Annotated in this window: 13 protein-coding genes; 3 read left to right on the top strand and 10 right to left on the bottom strand. The window is 67.0% G+C overall.

The annotated features are described in order from the left end of the window. Nucleotides 1–41: 41 nt before the first annotated feature. Together QF819_06815 and QF819_06820 are read right to left on the bottom strand one after the other, a co-directional pair. Entirely contained in the window at nt 42–2,717 is a 2,676-nt protein-coding gene (locus QF819_06815; GenBank protein MDP6802871.1) for a TonB-dependent receptor, read from the bottom strand. 258 nt (nt 2,718–2,975) lie between these two features. Further along, nucleotides 2,976–4,490, bottom strand: coding sequence for a CoA-acylating methylmalonate-semialdehyde dehydrogenase (locus tag QF819_06820; GenBank protein ID MDP6802872.1), 1,515 nt, complete (start codon nt 4,488–4,490; stop codon nt 2,976–2,978). 145 nt (nt 4,491–4,635) lie between these two features. Between QF819_06820 and QF819_06825 the strand changes: the two genes are divergently transcribed. Then, a complete protein-coding gene (locus QF819_06825; protein MDP6802873.1) occupies nt 4,636–5,133 on the top strand; it encodes a GNAT family N-acetyltransferase in 498 nt (165 codons plus the stop codon). On the opposite strand, the gene QF819_06830 is transcribed toward QF819_06825, so the two are convergent. Genes QF819_06830 through QF819_06845 form a run of 4 tightly spaced genes read right to left on the bottom strand, consistent with a single transcriptional unit; the run spans nt 5,103 to nt 8,848 of the window. Beyond that, nucleotides 5,103–5,783 (bottom strand): PhoU domain-containing protein, encoded by a 681-nt coding sequence (locus tag QF819_06830; protein ID MDP6802874.1) that lies wholly within the window; start codon nt 5,781–5,783, stop codon nt 5,103–5,105. The genes QF819_06825 and QF819_06830 overlap by 31 nt on opposite strands. 19 nt (nt 5,784–5,802) lie before the next feature. Continuing rightward, nucleotides 5,803–6,918 carry a Na/Pi symporter gene (locus QF819_06835; GenBank protein MDP6802875.1) on the bottom strand — a complete coding sequence of 372 codons (1,116 nt, stop codon included), beginning with the start codon at nt 6,916–6,918 and terminating at the stop codon, nt 5,803–5,805. After that, nucleotides 6,915–7,658, bottom strand: a complete 744-nt coding sequence (gene ubiE / locus QF819_06840; protein ID MDP6802876.1) for a bifunctional demethylmenaquinone methyltransferase/2-methoxy-6-polyprenyl-1,4-benzoquinol methylase UbiE — start codon at nt 7,656–7,658, stop codon at nt 6,915–6,917. The genes QF819_06835 and ubiE overlap by 4 nt, the downstream gene beginning before the upstream one ends. Beyond that, entirely contained in the window at nt 7,655–8,848 is a 1,194-nt protein-coding gene (locus QF819_06845; protein ID MDP6802877.1) for a saccharopine dehydrogenase C-terminal domain-containing protein, read from the bottom strand. Before QF819_06845 ends, ubiE begins: the two co-directional genes overlap by 4 nt. A gap of 431 nt (nt 8,849–9,279) precedes the next feature. Between QF819_06845 and QF819_06850 the strand changes: the two genes are divergently transcribed. After that, nucleotides 9,280–12,558 (top strand): vitamin B12-dependent ribonucleotide reductase, encoded by a 3,279-nt coding sequence (locus QF819_06850; GenBank protein MDP6802878.1) that lies wholly within the window; start codon nt 9,280–9,282, stop codon nt 12,556–12,558. Between the two features lie 201 nt (nt 12,559–12,759). Here QF819_06850 and QF819_06855 read toward each other — a convergent pair whose 3' ends face one another. Genes QF819_06855 through QF819_06870 form a run of 4 tightly spaced genes read right to left on the bottom strand, consistent with a single transcriptional unit; the run spans nt 12,760 to nt 16,630 of the window. Next, a complete protein-coding gene (locus tag QF819_06855) occupies nt 12,760–14,163 on the bottom strand; it encodes a nucleoside recognition domain-containing protein (GenBank protein ID MDP6802879.1) in 1,404 nt (467 codons plus the stop codon). Continuing rightward, on the bottom strand, nt 14,160–14,960 hold the full coding sequence (locus tag QF819_06860; GenBank protein ID MDP6802880.1) for a FeoB small GTPase domain-containing protein: 801 nt from the start codon (nt 14,958–14,960) through the stop codon (nt 14,160–14,162). Before QF819_06860 ends, QF819_06855 begins: the two co-directional genes overlap by 4 nt. Then, the gene (locus QF819_06865) at nt 14,950–15,978 is read right to left on the bottom strand and encodes an iron dependent repressor, metal binding and dimerization domain protein (GenBank protein MDP6802881.1); all 1,029 of its coding nucleotides are present in this window, start codon (nt 15,976–15,978) and stop codon (nt 14,950–14,952) included. The genes QF819_06860 and QF819_06865 overlap by 11 nt, the downstream gene beginning before the upstream one ends. Then, nucleotides 15,968–16,630 (bottom strand): metal-dependent transcriptional regulator, encoded by a 663-nt coding sequence (locus QF819_06870; protein MDP6802882.1) that lies wholly within the window; start codon nt 16,628–16,630, stop codon nt 15,968–15,970. Before QF819_06870 ends, QF819_06865 begins: the two co-directional genes overlap by 11 nt. Before the next feature lie 132 nt (nt 16,631–16,762). Between QF819_06870 and QF819_06875 the strand changes: the two genes are divergently transcribed. Beyond that, on the top strand, nt 16,763–17,773 hold the full coding sequence (locus tag QF819_06875) for an integron integrase (protein MDP6802883.1): 1,011 nt from the start codon (nt 16,763–16,765) through the stop codon (nt 17,771–17,773). The last annotated feature ends 129 nt before the right edge of the window (nt 17,774–17,902 follow it).

The following is a 17,902-nucleotide window of genomic DNA, read 5'->3' on the forward strand; positions in this document are numbered from 1 at the left end:
AAAATGGGCGCCCCCCCGTCAGGAGAGGCGCCCGGTGGAGGCTAGAACGACTGCGAAATCCGGAGCATCGCCAGGCGTCCGAGTTCCGGCGCGCCAATGATCTCCTGGTGCAGGTTGTCGAGCAGGTTCTGGACCGTCAGGTCAACGCGGGTTCCTTCGCCGATGCGGTATCCGGCCGTGAGGTCCACGGTCGTGTACTCGTCCACGGTGCCGACAAACGCGCCGGAGTTCACCGGGAAGGACTCCACCCAGCGCAGCCGGGCCTTTGCGTTGAAGCCCGTGGCGGCATCATGGTAGGCCAGCGTGGCCCCCGCCTTGTTCTTGGGTGAGTTCAGCGCGATCTCGCCCATTCCGCCGTCATCCGTGAACACATCCTTCGTCACATGCGAGTAGTTGAACCCCGCGGTCCACAGACGCGAGAGTGCGCACTGGACGCTGAGGTCCAGCCCGTCGAGGTCGAAGTCCCCGAAGTTGCGATAGGTCATGATGAGATCCGTGGGATCCTCCGAGCCTTCCGGTGTGATGGTGCCGACCGGGATGCCCGCGATGCCCTCCGCGAGTGAGGCCACCTGATCCGGAGGAAGGCCGAGCCCCCCGAGGTACGCGGCCAGCGTCGCGGGATCGTAGAACACATTCGGCGTCTCGACACGAAGCGCGGAGACGAAGTCGGTGACCTTGCTGTGGTAAAGGTCCACGGCCACGGAGATGCGGCTGCCGACCATCCCCTTGTATCCCAGTTCCATGGTCTCCGTAATGGTGGGCCGGATGCGGTCCACATCGGTGACATAGGACGGGTCCACCTCGTCGAACTCGCCGCTCGTGGTGTTGAGAACGCGGAGCGTCGTGCCGACGGTTCCCGGGGCGATCACGGCAGGATCCGGAATGCCGGAAATGTCCACGCCCTGAGCCGCCATGATGGCCTGAATGGCGCCCCACATGAGCGTGGCGTCCGCGGGCAGCGGTTGCGCCGGGCCACCCAGGATGTCCGGCGTGAACGGTGACTGCATGAAGAGCCCGCCCACACCACCGAGGGCGTCATTCCGAGCGAAGGTGAATCCGTCCGCGGGGACCCCCTTGGCCCACAGATCCATGCCGAGTCCGCCGAGGTCTTCCAGCGCGAGAAGATCCAGGAAGAGGTTGTTGGAGGTCGGCGTACTGAACGCACGGTTGAAGGTGGCGCGGACCGTGTGGGCATCCGTCGGGCCGAAGACCACCGCGGCCCGCGGCGAGAAGACCCGATCCTCCAGATGGCTGTGGTCGTCCAGTCGCGCGGCGGCCACCAGCTTCAGTCCTCTCCCCAGGCGGGTTTCGCTCTGGAGGTACGCACCGAACTCGTCGATGGCGTCGGACTCCTCGTTTCGCCCGTTGATGGTGCCCCTGGTGTCGGGGCGGGTATTCAGGATGTCCACCCCGTAGGTGAAGTCCTGATTCGCGCCGAGGGCGGCACCGTGCTGGATCTGGGTGACGAAGAGCTTGGACTCGTCGACGATCGGGGCTCCCGTCCGCAGCAGGTAGGTGTCTCCGGCATCGCTCTGGTTCACGAAGGACTGGAGGAACCAGTCGCGGTACAGCAGACGCCCCTGTGCGTAGGAGTACTGGTAGTCCTTGACCTGCCCGGTCCCGAGGCCGGTCATCTCAATGTTCGACGCTTCGTTGACGCCGCCGTTCAGGATGAAGGTGGCTTCCGGAGTCAGATGGACATCCAGGCGACCTTCCACTCCCAGCCGGTCCACATGGTAGTCCCGGGCACCGATCAGGAGCGTCGCGGGGTCCGCACCATCGTCGATGGCCACCTGGCGGTAGTACTGCTCGACCGGATCCACATACTCCCAGTCTTCGCCCTCCTGATGCTGGAGCGAGACCCGGAAGGCCGCCCGGTCGCTCAGCTTCACCGCATGGCGGATGGAGCGCGTGATGATGTTGCGCGTCCCGGCGGCGACGCTCACGGTCGTCCCTTCCGACGAGAACGGAGAGCGCGTCACCATGTGGACGACGCCGTTGGCGCTGTTCGGGCCGTAGAGTGCCGAACCGGGGCCGGAGACGACTTCGATCCGCTCGAACTCCTCGGTCGGCGTGGGGATGAACTGGTAGGCGTTCACCCGGAGCGACGGGACGCGGGCAATCCGGTTGTCCACGAGGGTCAGCGTGGCGCCGGAGAACACATTGTTGAACCCGCGCACCACGACATTCGACTGGTTGATGCCCGCGCGGACCACATCCACGCCGGGCACCGTCGTCAGGTGGTCCGCCGGAGTCAGCGTCTCTCGGCTCTGGATATCCCCCTGATTCACGACATGCACCGCTGCCGGGGCGTCCACGATCTTCTCCGGGCGGCGCGAGGCGGTGACCTGCACCGCATCCATCTCAAACGCCGTCTCGGAGAGCTCCACCGAGATGCGGGCGGCTTCTCCACCGGAGACGGTGACATCGCCCGACCAGGCGGAGTAGCCCATGTAGGAGACGCGGACGGAGTAGGTGCCCGCCGCGAGGTCGGCGAACACGAACTTGCCGGACTCGCCGGTCAGCCGACCGTTGACCGTCTGGCCTGAGGCGTTCGACAGGACGACATTGGCCGAGAACAGGGCCGCGCCGGTGCCGCCGTCTGTGACGGAGCCCCGGATGGAGGCCGTGCCGGCCGCGACGGGGGCGGCTGCCGCCAGGCAGAGAGCCAGCAGCATCAGAATGGGGACAAGAGTATCCTTGAAATGGAAGCGCATCGGTTCCTCCAGGCTCATTGGGACGGTCAATCGGGACGGAGGGCATACCGCTCATGGGGAAGCGACTGACCTCATAATCAGCGGAAAGGGAAACAGGTTCCCGCGATTGTGTCTATAGCCCTTATCCGGCGGGTCCTGCGCGGGGGGATGCCAAGGCGGCGCAAAGCGGCCGCAGGGGCCGCTGAATGCCTCTCAGGGCGTGAGCGACGCTCACCCCCCCCGACGAGCTTCTACGGCCCGGCCGCGGCTGCGCCCGGCTCAGGTGGACTGCGGGAACGAGAAGTCAGGCCCCTTCACTTCCTCCGGGCGGGGCCACCGCTTCGTCACGACCTTCGTCTCCGTGTAGAACGCGACGCCGTCGCGCCCGTGGACATGCAGGTCGCCGAAGAAACTCCCCTTCCATCCGGAGAAGGGGTAGTAGGCCATCGGCACCGGGATCGGCACATTGATGCCGACCATCCCCACTTCCACGCGTCGCTCGTACTCCCGTGCGAAGTGCCCGCTCCGCGTGAAGAGCGCCGTGCCGTTGCCGACCTTGCCCGCGTTTACCAGGGCGAGCGCGGACTCGAAGTCCGGGACGCGGACCATGCACAGCACGGGTCCGAAGATCTCCTCGGTGTAGATGGTCATGTCGGGCTTCACATGGTCGAACAGTGTGGGTCCGAGGAAGAAGCCGTCTTCGTGCCCGGGGACCACCAGGCCGCGCCCGTCCACGACCAGGTCCGCTCCCCCGGACACTCCCTGGTCGACAAAGGAGGCGACACGATCCCGGTGCTCCGCCGTGATGAGCGGACCCATGTCGTTGGCCGGGTCCATGCCCGGACCGGTGCGAAGGGCACCGGCCGCCGCGGCAAGTCGCTCGCGGATCGGCTCCGCCACATCGCCCACCGCCACGACGACGCTGATCGCCATGCAGCGCTCTCCCGCGCTGCCGTACGCCGCCCCGATGATGGAGTCCACCGTCATGTCCAGATCCGCATCCGGCATGACCACCAGATGGTTCTTCGCGCCGCCGAGAGCCTGCACGCGCTTGCCTTCGTTCGCGGCCAGACGGTAGGTGGCCAGTGCGGCGGCCGTGCTCCCCACGGAGGAGACCGCCCGAACCTGCGGATGGCGGACGAGCGCCTCGACCGTCTCCTTCCCGCCGTGAACCAGATTCACGACGCCGTCCGGGCAACCCGCCTCCGCCAGCAGCTCCAGCATTCGCTCGGAAGTCCGTGGCGTCTTCTCCGAGGGTTTGAGGACGAAGGTGTTCCCGCAGCCGATCGCGAGCGGGATCATCCACATGGGGACCATGGCCGGGAAGTTGAACGGCGTGATCCCCACGCAGACCCCCAGCGGCTGGCGATGGCTCACGCAGTCGATGCCCGGCCCGGTCAGTTCGCTGGAGTCTCCCTGCAGGAGGGTTGGAATGCCGCAGGCGAAGTCGATGATCTCCTGGCCCCGGATCACCGACCCCATGGCGTCGGTGATGATCTTGCCGTGCTCGGAGGTGACGATCTCCGCGAGTTCCTTCGCGTGGCGCCCCACCAGTTCTCGATAGGCGAAGAGCACCCGCGCGCGCGCGGCAACCGGCGTCTCCCGCCATGCCGGATATGCCTCTGCGGCCGCGCGGACCGCCGCGTCCACTTCCTCCGGTTCCGACCACGGGACTTCCGCCTGAACGGTGCCGTGGGCGGGGTTGAAGACGGGGGTGGTGGTTTCCGCGACGGAGTCCGTCCAGCGCCCCGCGATCAGGTTCTTCAGGCGGACGGGCGTGGTGCCTGCGGTCATGGGAATCCTCCGGCTGGGAAAGTGATCCGACTTGAACCGCGCCATTGTGAGGGATGCGGGCGCGCGGTGCCAGCGCGCATTTCCGCCGAGGTTGTCAGGCGGGTTGCTGACCGGCATGATCGACCGGACAATCAGGAGGGGAAGCGTGGAGCATGAGCGCCGGACGCCGGACATTCGGAGAGTGGGGGCGGCAGAGGTGCTGCCGCTTCGTGCGCGCGTTCTGCGTCGCGGCATGGAGGGAGAGCCCGCCGCCTTCGCGGAGGATGCGGATTCGCGGAGCTTCCACCTGGCTGCCGGTTTCCCCGGGGAGATCGTCGGCGTGGTCAGCGTTCTGCCCGCTCCCTTCCCCGGGCCGCCGGAGGAGGCGGGGTGGCGGCTTCGCGGGATGGCGGTGCGGGAGGATCTGCGGGGACGCGGAGTCGGCGCGCTTCTTCTTCGCGCGGTGGATGGCGTGATGGCCGGAGAGGGTCGCCCCGGGCCTCTCTGGGCGAATGCCCGGACGGGAGCCGTGGGGTTTTACATTCGCCACGGTTGGCGGGTCCTGGGTGACGAGTTCGATATCCCCCCGATCGGACCGCACCTGCGCATCCTCCGCGTGGCGGAGGAGGCGGGTCAGTCGCCCGCGAGAGGTTCGTCGAAGTAGTCCACCTTGTCGGCGGGCATCACGACCGCCGTCGCGATGTTCACCAGATGCGCGAGAATCCGCTTGTAGTAGCGGGCCGTCAGCACGAGCGACACGGCTTCGGGCACTTCGTGGTCCCCGGAAGCGATCACCGGGAGCGCCTCGTCGCAGCGGCGCATGGCCTCCCGTCCGGTCTCAATGACACGGCGGGCGCGGTCGGTGTCGCTGTCGGAAAAACACCCGCGGGTCTCGATAAAGAGCTCCTTCGCCAGCGTGCGGACCCCATCGAAGTGCCGATCGTAGGCTTCCCGGCAGAGGTCCTTCCCGCCGTGGATCTGGTGGACCTCGTAGAGGTTCTTCACATAGTCGCCGATGCGCTCGGCGTCCTTCACGAGACTGGTGAGGATGAAGGCGGTCGGGATTTCGTGGTCGCTCGGGTTGGCCGCCAGATGCGAGATGATGCGCCGCCGGATCTTCCTCTCGCGGTGGTTGATCTCGCGGTCCCGGGCGTAGAGATCGTCGCGGATGGCTTCGGGATTTTCGGCATCGAAGAGCGTGTCGGCGCAGAGGATGAAGTTCTCCTCGGCGAGTGCCAGCATCCGGTCGAAGCTCTCAACGATTTCGTCGGTCCAGTCGACTCCACGAAAGAAGTTCGCAAGGGACTTGAACATGACACACCTCCAGCGGGGGTTATCCCCCGGGTATCAACCGCTGCGCCAGAATGACGAGGCCGGGCAGCAGGAAGAACAGGGACAAGAGATAGAGAAGGGGGATCAGTTTCGATCGCAGCGACAGGTCCGCAAGTTTCTCAGCCATGCGAATGGGAAGCCTCCTGACGGCGCGGACGGGATAGATGAGGGCGATCCCAGCGATGTTGAAGAACAGGTGCACGAGCGCAATGGTGACCCCCTCCCGGCTTCCGGCCGTGGAGGCGAGAAGGGCGGTGACGGTCGTGCCGATATTCGCGCCGAGTGTGATGGCGAACGCGCCTTCCATCGGCAGGATGCCCGCCCCGATCATCGGCACGAGCAGGGAGGTCGTGATGGAACTGGACTGCACGAGCACGGTGATGAAGGTCCCCACGAGAATCCCGGAGAGGCCGCCGCGCCGCATATGCTGGAAGAAGGCACCCTCCGCGCGTGCGAGGAAGAGTTCGCGCATCATCTTCGGGAGCCGGAGCAGCACGAGGAAGATCCCGCCGAGCGCCAGAAGGAGGCAGACGCCCCCGGTGACCGGGTCGGAGAGGCCCGCGTCTTCGAGCGCATGGGCCACGGCCTTGGCGACGGGCTTCGTGGCCGCCTTCACCGGGCTGTGGAACTCCACCTCCGCTCCACCGACGAGCATCTGTGAGGCCGCGCCCGCCATCCGTTCGAGGAACCCGAAGCGGATTTCCAGCGGGAACAGGATGGCCAGACTCATCAGGTTGAAGAAGTCGTGCATCGTGGCGCCCGCGAAGGAGCGGCGGAACTCCTCGCGGCGATTGACGGAAGCCATCGCGACCATCGTGTTCGTGACGGTGGTGCCGATGTTCGCGCCCATGATCAGGGGGACCGCACCGTGAACGGTGAGCGCCCCGGCGGCTACCATCCCCACGACGAGGGCGGTCGTGGTGGAGGAACTCTGGATGATCGCCGTGGCGAGCATCCCGATCATGAGCCCCACGACCGGATGCGAGGTGGACTGGATGAGGGCCGCGCTGAAGTCCTTCCCGAGGAGCTTGAACGCCACGCCCATGAGCGCGATGAACACGAGGAAGAAGTAGAGCAGGATGGCGAGGAAGAGGACCTTCTGAATCCGGGCGGTCAATCGTCACTCCGCGAGGCGGGCGTGGACCCTTTTCGGGCGACGATGCAGTGCGCGATCCCCATCGTCAACGGTCTTACGACGACCGGGGCAAATCCCAGAGAGTGCAGCAGCGAGACGAACTCGTCCGGCGAGAGGAACCCCTTCTTTGTGCGGCGGAGGTAGTGGTACGCGGAGGGATTGCGGGAGATGATCCGGCCGACTCGCGGGAGGATGTGGTCGAGGTAGAACCGGACGGGGGCCTTCTCCCGCTTCCGGAAGAACTCCAGGACGATGAGCCTCCCGCCGGGCGTGAGGACGCGGTGGGCTTCGAGGAGGCCCTTTTCGAGATCGGCGAAGTTGCGGACGCCGAATCCGATGGACGCGATGTCGAAGAAGCCGTCGGGTTCCGGGATGTCGAGCGCGTCTCCTTCGCGAAACTGCACGCGGTGCGAGACATTTCGGGCGGCGGCCTTCTTGCGTGCGCGCCGGACCATCTCCGAACTGAGGTCAAGGCCGACCACTTCGCCCTCGAAGTCGGGATCCTGCGCGAAGGCAAAGGCCAGATCTCCGGTTCCCGTGGCGAGATCCAGCACGCGCCTCGCCTCGGAGGGACGCGCCATGCGGACAGCGGCCAGCCGCCAGACCCGGTCGCGCCCGAACGACAGGAGGCGATTGAGAAGGTCGTATCGGGGGCTGATTTCCGTGAACATCCGCGCGACGGTGGCGGGATCTTTCTCGCGGAGACGGTCCTCGAGGCTCATGCCCGGTCGTCCGGCAGGGTGAGTGGCTGGCCGTCGAGGGTCTCGCGGAGGTCGAGATCGCGTTCCGCGAGGTGGCGCAGGAAGATCCCGGGCGGGACGGCTCGCTCGGGCGTGGCGGCCCCCGGTTCGCCGGTTTCTCCACGGACCATCATCTGCGCGATGACGGATGCGGGATCCGCCGTGGTGCGCATCATGGCGCTTCTCCCGAAGCGATCGGGGCGGCACAGCAGTTCCGCGCGGTAGCGGCGTGTCGCGCCGTCGCGCCCGGCTTCCGCTTCCACACGGACGAGAATCACATCCTCTCCGGGGGGCGGGAGGTGTGTTTCCAGGAGACGGGTGAGCAGTTTTCTGGGTGCGACGGTGGAACCGTCGGCGAGCGCGACCGGCTCCGTGGAACCGAGCCCCAGGTCGAAGAGAAGCCGCACCTGCCGGGCATGGCCGGGATAGCGGATGGTCTTGTAGTCGAGATTGCGGACGCGCCCGCGAAAGGAGTGCGGCATGGTGGACGCCCCGCCGGAGGTCTGGAATGCCTCCATCTTCCCGAAGGGCGGCGCAAACTCGATCTCCTCCGTTTCGGACAACCCGTCGACCGTGAAGGTCTCTCCATCGCGCAGAACGAGGCAGGGTTCGATGTACTCGTTGATCAGGCCGTGGACCGAGAAGAAGAGGGCGTAGTCGAGGGGCGGCTCGGGGTGGGCCGGGAGGCCGCCGACACGAATCCGAAGGTGGTCCACCACGCCTTCGCCGAGAAGCTCCACGGCACGCGCCGCGACGACATTGACCATCCCCGGCGCAAGCCCGCAGTCGGGGATGATGCGGACGCCGCCGCGCCGGGCGTCGGCGTCGAGCGCGAGTTCTTCCGCGACGACCGTATTGTTCCCGCCGAGATCGCAGAAGTGCGTCCTCGCCCCGACGGCGGCGCGGGCGAGGGCCGCGTTGAAGAAGTACGGGACGGCGGACAGGCAGGCGTCGTGTCGGGCGAGCAGCTCAGGCAGCGTGGGGTCTTCCGGGAGTTCGACGCGAACGGTGTCGATGGCGCGGCCGGTCGCCTCCGCGATGCGGGAGCGCGCGCTCTCCAGCGTCTTCGCGTCCTGATCGGCGAGGGTCACGCCGGTTACCCCGGGGCTCCGCGCGAGGTCGAACGCCGCCGCGTAACCCATGAGCCCCGAGCCCAGTACCAGGATGTTCACGGCATCTCCCTCCGGTTCCCGGGCGCGCAGTCTGCCAGAGGGAACCGGGACAGGCAAGCGGGAGAACGCTGACCGGAAAGACCCGGCAGGCACTCGGGGCGCGCGTGCGGAGGGCACCCTTGCATTGGTGAAAAGCCGGTGAAGGAGGGGAGAAATCGAAAAATCTTGACGCCCTAAATCTAGGGGTCTAGTGTGCCGTTCGCCACAAGATGTAGTGATTTTCGGGGTCAGTATTCCGTTTCAGACAGGGACTATTCCGGTAGTCGTTTCGTGGGCCGGGCCAGACATCCAGCACTTGCCTTCAGACAGCGCGCAGCTTCCAAAGTGACTCCCAGGACGGTCGAACTTCAGATTCAGTGCCGAAGAGTCGGCGGGTCCGGGGGTTTCTCCCGGTAGAGTACGTGTCGGCGGGTCGGGGAAAGGGCGAGCGGATGAGTGGTGCGGGGCGGACGCGGAGCGTTGCGGACGGTGGAAAAAAGAAGGGCGGCGCAGGCACAAAGCGTACACGGAAGAAGAAGGGCGAAGGAATCGGCCGACGCTTTTCCACCCCGGGCACCGATTGTCTTGCGGACACGGAGTATGAGAGGCGTCGCGCGGAGATCACCGCAAGGGATGGTTCCGTGGTGTTCTCCATGGAAGACATCGAAGTTCCCCGCGACTGGTCTCAACTGGCCACGGACATTGTCGCGTCGAAGTACTTCCGCAAGGCGGGAGTTCCGGGAGCCGGTCGGGAGACTTCCGTCCGGGATCTGATCGGCCGCGTTGTGCGCACCATTCGTGCCGCCGGCGAGGATCAGGGCCACTACTTTTCGGGCATCAAGGAAGCGGAGTCCTTCGAGGCGGAACTCGCCAGCCTGCTCATTACCCAGCGTGGCGCCTTCAACTCCCCCGTCTGGTTCAACTGCGGTCTCTGGCATGAATACGGAATCGACGGATCGGGCGGGAACTTCGCCTGGGACGCGGAGACGGACACCTTCGTCCGGACATCGGATGCGTACAGCCGCCCGCAGAGCAGCGCGTGCTTCATCCAGTCGGTTTCGGACGATCTCATGTCCATTTTCCAGCTCGCGCAGAATGAAGCCCGCCTCTTCAAGTATGGCTCCGGGACAGGCACCAACTTCTCGGCGCTTCGCGGGAGTCGGGAGATGCTCTCCGGTGGCGGCACTTCCAGCGGGCTCATGTCCTTCCTGGAGGTGCTGGACCGGGCGGCGGGAGCCACCAAGTCCGGGGGGACCACCCGCCGGGCCGCCAAGATGGTCTGTCTGGACATGGACCACCCGGAGATTGAGTCGTTCATCGACTGGAAAATGAAGGAAGAGGAGAAGGCCCGCATCCTGATTGAAGGAGGGATGGACCCGGACTTCAACGGAGAGGCCTACCACACCATCAGCGGCCAGAACTCCAACAACTCCGTGCGCGTGACCGATGAGTTCATGCGGGCTGTGGAAGACGACGGATCGTGGACCACGCGCATGAGAACGACGGGCGAGACCTGCGACACCTATTCCGCACGGGATCTGATGGATCGCGTGACCCACTCGGCGTGGGCCTGCGCGGATCCGGGCATGCAGTTCGACTCCGCCATCAACCGGTGGCACACCTGCAAGGCTTCGGGTCGGATCAACGCGTCCAATCCGTGTTCGGAATACATGTTCCTGGACGACTCCGCCTGCAACCTCGCATCGCTGAACCTGCTGAAGTTCCTGGATGAGGACGGCATTCTGGATGTAGAGGGGATCCGGCACGCGGTGCGGGTCTTCATTACCGCCCAGGACATTCTGGTGGATCTCGGTTCGTACCCGACGGAAGCCATCGCCCGGAACAGCCATGAGTACCGACCGCTCGGGCTGGGCTACGCGAATCTGGGTTCGCTGCTCATGGTGCTGGGGCTTCCGTACGACAGTGAGAAGGGCCGCGCGGTGGCTGCCGCCGTGACGGCCATCATGACCGGACACGCGTACCATGTTTCGGCGGAACTGGCGCGGCGGAAGAGCGCGTTCAAGGAGTATCGGAAGAACGCCACTTCGATGGACGATGTGATCCGGATGCACCGGGACCATGTGGGAGACATCGCCGACTGCTGCCCGGAGTACCTCCTGACCGCGGCGCGGGAGGACTGGGACCGGGCGGTGGCCGCCGGAGATGCGCACGGATACCGGAATGCGCAGGTCAGTGTTCTTGCGCCGACGGGAACCATCGGCTTCCTGATGGATTGCGACACCACCGGTGTGGAGCCGGACTTCGCGCTGGTGAAGTTCAAGAAGCTCGCGGGTGGCGGGAACCTCAAGATCGTGAACGGCTCGGTGCCGGAAGCGCTGCGCCGCCTGGGTTACACGGAGAACCAGATCGCCGACATCGAACTCTACATTCGCGGCACCATGACGCTCAAGGGCGGGCCGGGCATCAACCGGGAGTCGCTGCGTGAGAAGGGGCTGTCGGAAGAGGACCTGAAGAGCGCGGACGACGCGCTTCCGGGTTCGTTCGATCTGGAAGGGGCCGTCAGCCCCGGCACTCTCGGCGCGGACAGCATGGCCCGGATGGGGATTCCGGAGGAGCGATACACGAAGCCGGGCTTTTCGCTTCTGCGCGAACTCGGGTTCCCGCGGACGGTGATCGACCATGCCGGTGAAGTCATCTGCGGCCGCATGACCGTGGAAGGCGCCCCTCACCTGCGCGATCGGCACCTGCCCGTCTTCGACTGCGCCAGCCGGTGCGGGAAGAAGGGGAAGCGGCTGATCGAACCGGGCGGGCACCTGCGAATGATGGGTGCGGTGCAGCCGTTCCTGTCGGGCGCCATCTCCAAGACGGTGAATGTCCCGAACGAGACCACCACGGAGGGGATCGCGGATCTCTACCGGATGGGCTGGGAGATGGGGCTGAAGGCGGTGGCCATCTACCGAGATGGTTGCAAGGCCTCCCAGCCGCTTTCCGCGTCCAGCGGGGTTGTCGACGAGTCCGAGGATTCCGACGACGCGGTTCGGAGCGTGGCGCATCGCGTGCGTCTGCCCCGGAAGCGCGGCGGCTTCACGCAGGAGGCTCGCGTCGGCGGGCAGAAGGTGTACCTGCGGACGGGAGAGTATGAAGACGGACAGCTTGGCGAGATCTTCATCGACATGCACAAAGAGGGCGCCGCCTTCCGCAGCATGATGAACTGCTTCGCCATCTCCGTGAGCCTGGGGCTTCAGTACGGCGTGCCGTTGGAGGAGTTCGTGGATGTGTTCACATTCTCGCGCTTCGAACCGCAGGGGCATACGGACCACCCCAATGTGCGCTTCGCCACTTCCGTGGTGGACTTCATCTTCCGCGTGCTGGCCATGGAGTACCACGACCGCCACGATCTCGTGCAGGTGCCGCCGCCGGGCTCCTGTGAGACCGCGGAGGGCGGGCCTCCACAGCTTGAGGAAGCGGCCCCCGGGGAGGGTGCCGGGCCGGTGGAGCCCGCGGCGTCGGTGGTGGCGTCAGAGGGGGATTCCGGTTCGCATGGCTCCGGCAATGGAGCGACAAAGGCCGGGAACGGCGCCGAGAGCGCGGGGCCCGCGCGTGGCGAGGCAGTCGGAATGGAAGCGGGGATGGCGCTCCAGGGCGTGGAAGGACAGATCGCGCTCCTGATGAAGGACGCGCCCTTCTGCGATTCCTGCGGCCACCTGACGGTCCGGAGCGGCGCGTGCTACAAGTGCGTGAACTGCGGGCAGTCGATGGGCTGCTCCTGACGCGCGGCGCTTCTCAGGATCTGACGAGGCTTCTCAGGGTCTGAAGAGGCCTTGAGGGCTGGCCCGTTGGGCGCTTCCGGGGCGGGTTCGATCGGAGGGGGGGAGAGCTTCCCCGCCGAGGGTCGCGTCCGGCCCGCTTTCCGCCCCCTCGCCCTTCGGGAGCCGGGGACGATCCCAACGATCCCAACGAGAGCGGCCGCCTTACCCTCCGAGAATCCGTGCGGTCTGCGCCACGAGGAAGCAGACGACGATCCCGATCCCCAGCGGGAGTAGCGCGCCGAGCGTCGTCCACCTTGTGCTGCGGGTCTCCTTCCACATGGTGAGGATCGTGGTGGAGCAGGGATTGTGGAGCAGCGAGAAGAGCATGACGCAGGTGGCGGTGAGAAGCGTCCACTCGTGGCCGTCCACCAGGAGTGTCTGGAGTTCGGCGAGACTGTCGAGTTCGGTCATCCGGCCGACACCCATGTAAGCCATGATGATGGTCGGGACGACGATCTCGTTCGCGGGGATCGCGATGATGTACGCGAGCAGGATGACGCCGTCGAGTCCGAGGAGATGGCCGGCGGGGTCGAGGGCTGTGGCGAGGTGCGCCATGATGCTGGCGTCGCCGAGGTGGACATTGCCGAGAATCCAGGCAATCCCGCCGCACGGCGCGGCCATGATGATGGCGCGCCAGAGCACAAAGAGCGTGCGGTCGATGAGGGAGGTGTAGAAGATCCGGAGGAATCTGGGGCGGCGCCATGGCGGGAGCTCAAGCGTGAAGGCGGAGGCTTCGCCCTGAAGGACGGTGCGGGAGAGCCCCCACGAGACGGCGAGTGTGAAGCCGACCCCGAGGAGGACGACGCCGACGACGCTGCCCGCGGCGGCGAAGGACGCGGCGGCGGGGGACACGGTGGAGCCGACGAAGAGCGTGCCGAGGACGATGAGCGTGGGGAAGCGGCCGTTGCAGGGGACGAAGTTGTTCGTGAGGATGGCGATCAGACGCTCGCGCGGGGAGTCGATGACCCGCGTGGCGATGACTCCCGCCGCGTTGCAGCCGAAGCCCATGGCCATGGTGAGCGCCTGCTTCCCGTGGGCGCCGGAGCGACGGAACATCCAGTCGAGATTGAATGCGACGCGCGGCAGGTACCCCAGATCCTCCAGGAATGTGAACATGGGGAAGAAGATGGCCATGGGCGGGAGCATGACCGCGATCACCCACGCGAGTCCCAGATAGACGCCGTCCCAGAGGAATCCCGTGAGCCACCAGGGCGCGCCGAGCGACTGGAAGAGGGCGGTGCCCGCGTCTCCCAGACCGAAGAGGAGGTTTGCGAGCATGGAGGAGGGGTAGTTCGCGCCGACGATCGTCAGCCAGAAGACCGTGGCGAGAACGACCACCATGAGCGGCAGCCCGAGCGTGGGCGAAGTCACCAGGCGGTCGATCCGCCGGTCGAGATCCAGGCGTGCGCCATCGGGTGCGTCGGTGGCGCGGCGGGCGATGCGCTCCGCTTCGTCGAAGAGCGAGTGGACCATGCGGTCGCGGAAGCGGTCGCCGAGGCCGCGCTGGAGTTCGTCCGCGCGCGCGAGGACCGGATGGGTCGGAGGGGACTCCAAAGGGCGGCTCATGGGGTGGTCTCCTTCGGTCGGGAGACGCCGAGCGACGCGAGTTCCCCGGTCTCGAGAGCGCGTCGCACGCGGAGATCGCCCTCCAGCAACCGGTAGGCGACCCAGCGCGCGCTTGGCAGCCCGGGAGCGGCTTCGTGCAGGAGCGGGAGCATTTCGTCGACGGCGGCCTGAACCTCCGGCGGTGGTTCGGGGAGCCGCGGGGCAGTGGGGATGCTGCCATCGGTCACGCCCGCGACCGTGCGGACGAGGTCGGCCAGGCCCTCGCCCGTGCGAGCGGAGGTCGGCACGGCGGGGACGCCGAGATCGCGGGAGAGCTGCCGGGCGTCGACGGTGATGCCCTTGCGGCGCGCCTCGTCCATGAGATTCACGCAGACAACGGCGCGCGGGGTGATCTCCAGCACCTGCAGCACAAGGTTGAGGTTGCGCTCGAGAGCGGTGGAGTCGACGACGACCACGGTGCAGTCCGGCTGCCCGAAGAGGATGAAGTCACGGGCGATTTCTTCGTCCTGAGACGCGGAAAGGAGCGAGTAGGTGCCCGGGAGATCGACGAGCTTGTAACGGACGCCCTCCCACGCGAAGCCGCCTTCGGCGCGGGCGACGGTCTTCCCGGGCCAGTTGCCGGTGCGCTGGCGAAGGCCGGTGAGGTGGTTGAAGACGGACGACTTGCCGGTGTTCGGGTTGCCGGCGAGCGCGACGACGCGGTCGAAGTGCGTGAGAGAAACTCCCATGCGGTCGAGGCGGCTTCCCGTGGGGCAGGCGTCGCAGGAGGAGGGCCGGGGAGCGGCGTCAGGATGCACGGGCGGCCTTCTCTTCGACGGGGCGCACCCAGATTTGGGAGGCCTGGCGGCGGCGGAGCGCGATCAGCGTCCCGCGGACGCGGAAGGCGCGCGGGTCTCCGACCATCGTGGAGAGTTCGGCGAAGAGGTGCGTGCCGGGCGTGAGGCCCAGGTCGAGCAGGCGCCGGCGGGTGAATCCGCGGCAACGGGAGTCCAGAAGGACCACCTCCGCCTCGGCTCCGGTGGGAAGGTCGGAGAGCGGGATGACTCCGGCGGGGCGTTCGCGCTCTTCGGGGGCGGCGGGGACCACCTGTATGTTTGCGGCGACCACGGGCGCGAGGTGGTGTTCGGCCTCTCCATCGGAAAGGACGATGCGCTCCGGCGTGGATTCGAGCACACGAACGATGCGGCCCGGCCCGAGGTCCGCGGCGGTGATCTGGCGCATGACGATCTCCGGCTCATCCTCGACATGCGTGATGCGGGCGGGACGATCGAGCGGCCACTCCGTGAGCGCCACCGCATCCGCGCGCGGGAGGGTCTCGCCGGCGCGGGGGATGGGGTCGCCGTGGGGGTCGTGGAGCGGGTGGCCGAGGTGGGCTTCGAGCTGTTCGAGGTCCGCGGGAGTGAGGCGATGCTCGGCGCGTTCGGCCGCGCGGTGAATGCGCCCGAGCGGGAGCCCGGCCTCGTCGACGAGGTATCGCTCCCAGAGGCGGTGCGCGCGGACGACATGGAGCGCGAGGCGTTCGCCCTGGTGCGTGAGGGCGAGGCCGTCGCCGGTGGATCGGAGAAGGCCCGCCGACTCCATGCGCGAGATGAGGCTGAGTGTGCGGGAAGGCGGAAGCGTGAGCAGCCCGGCGAGCGACTCCGGCGTGGCGGCCGCGCCGCGGTGCTCCCGGTCGAGGATGTGCTTGAGCGCGTCTTCGACCGCCGCGCGGGATCGGGAGGCGCGGAGGGCGCGGATGCGGGCAAGGACGCCCCAGCGCGGCCAGAGGAGCGCGGCGAGAAGGACCGCCAGCGGAGCGGCTGCGTCAGGCGACATCGCGCACCAGTATGTGGCGGGCGGCCTCACGGCCGAGCGTGTGGAGATCCCGGCCTGCGCGGAGCGTGATGGGGCCGTCGAACGGGGCCACTTCCTTTACGCGGACAGAAACGCCGGGAAAGAGGCCGAGCCCGCCGACATAGCGGAGGAATTCGGGATCGTCGTCGCTGACCTGCGCCACCGTGGCGCGGCCCCCGGCGGGAAGCTCCGCCAGCGGAACGAGCACGAGACGCGGGAGAGACCCGTCCTTGGCGGGGATCGGGTGGCCGTGCGGGTCGGTGGTGGGGTTGCCGAGCTGGTCGGCGATGCGATCTTCGAACTCCTCGCTGATGGCGTGCTCCAGCTTGTCGGCCTCTTCGTGCACGCGGTCCCAGGAGTAGCCGAGCGTGCGATGCAGAAAAGTCTCCACGAGACGATGATGGCGGAGAATCTCCAGCGCGCGTTCGCGGCCCGCGGCGGTGAGGGAGGCGCCGCGCCGCTTCTCGTAGCGGACCCAGGCGGGGCGCCGGGCGGCGAGACGCTGGAGCATCTCCGAGACCGCGGCCGGGGAGACGCCGAGGCGGGTGGCCAGCGTGCCGGTCGTGGCTCGACCACGCTCCCCGCCGATGAGGAGGACGGCCTTCAGGTAGTCTTCAATCTTCTCGGAGGGCATGGTGACCTCGGGATTTAGGTGACCCTAAAATACCGGAGGGTGCGGAGGGTGTCAAGGGGGGGTGGGGGGGGCGGTGAGGTCGGGGTAGCTTGGCCCCGATCGGAAACGGTCTCCCCGGTGGAGGCAAGGAAGATGGGTGACCGGCCAGGGAAGCTGATGGAGCAGATGCGGGGCGCGATTCGCATGAAGCAGTACAGCCCCCGGACGGAGAAAGCCTACGCGCAGTGGGTGCGGAGGTTCGTGCGTTTCCACGGGATGCGGCACCCGCGGGAGATGGGCGCGGGCGAGATTCGAGCGTTCCTGACGCACCTGGCCGAAGTGGGACGCGTCAGCGCATCCACCCAGAACCAGGCGCTGTGCGCGCTTCTGTTTCTCTACAGGGAAGTGCTGGGTGTGAAGCCGGGGTGGGTGGACGGGGTGGCGCGAGCGAAGCGGCCGGTGCGACTGCCGGTGGTTCTGGGCCGCGGGGAGGTGAACGGCGTCTTGAGCGCGATGCACGGTATGCCGAGGCTTGTCGCGACACTTCTGTACGGGTCGGGGCTGAGGCTTCTGGAGAGCGTGCAACTCAGAGTGAAGGACCTGGACTTCGAGAGGCTGGAGGTGTGCGTCCGGAGCGGGAAGGGGAACAAGGACCGACTGACGGTGCTGCCCGCCGGGATCGTGGAGGCGCTTCGGGGGCACCTTGCGAGAGAGCGGGAGCGGCATCGGGCTGAGAGGGCCTCAGGCAGGGGACGGGTGAAGCTGCCGAAGGCGCTGGATCGGAAACTGCCGGGTGCCGGGGTGGAGTGGGCGTGGCAGTGGGTGTTTCCGGCGCGAAGAACCTATGTGGAGAGAGAGACCGGGCGCGAGTTCCGGCATCACTACCACGAAACGGCTGTCCAGAGGGCGGTGAGGTCGGCGGCCATCCGGGCGGAGATTCCGAAACGGGTCACCTGCCATGCGTTTCGCCACTCATTTGCCACGCACCTGCTGGAGGACGGATACGACATCAGGACCGTGCAGGAACTCCTGGGGCACAAGAGTGTCAAGACGACGATGATCTACACGCATGTGCTGAACCGAGGGGGCCTTGGGGTTCGGAGCCCGGCGGATGGGCTGCGGGCGGCGCGGCGGTTGGGGGGGCGTGGGGGCAGGGCTGGATAGCGAGACGGAGGGGAGGTGCCGGGCGGGCGCAAACTAGTGGGGGCGGGTGGATTGTGATGTTTGCCGAATATGCGGAGGGTGTGTTATACAGAACGGGATAGGGGGAGGGGGGAGTGTTGGGCGGGGCAG

The sequence above is a fragment of the Gemmatimonadota bacterium genome (assembly GCA_030747075.1).
Taxonomy (GTDB): Bacteria; ARS69; ARS69; order ARS69; family ARS69; genus ARS69.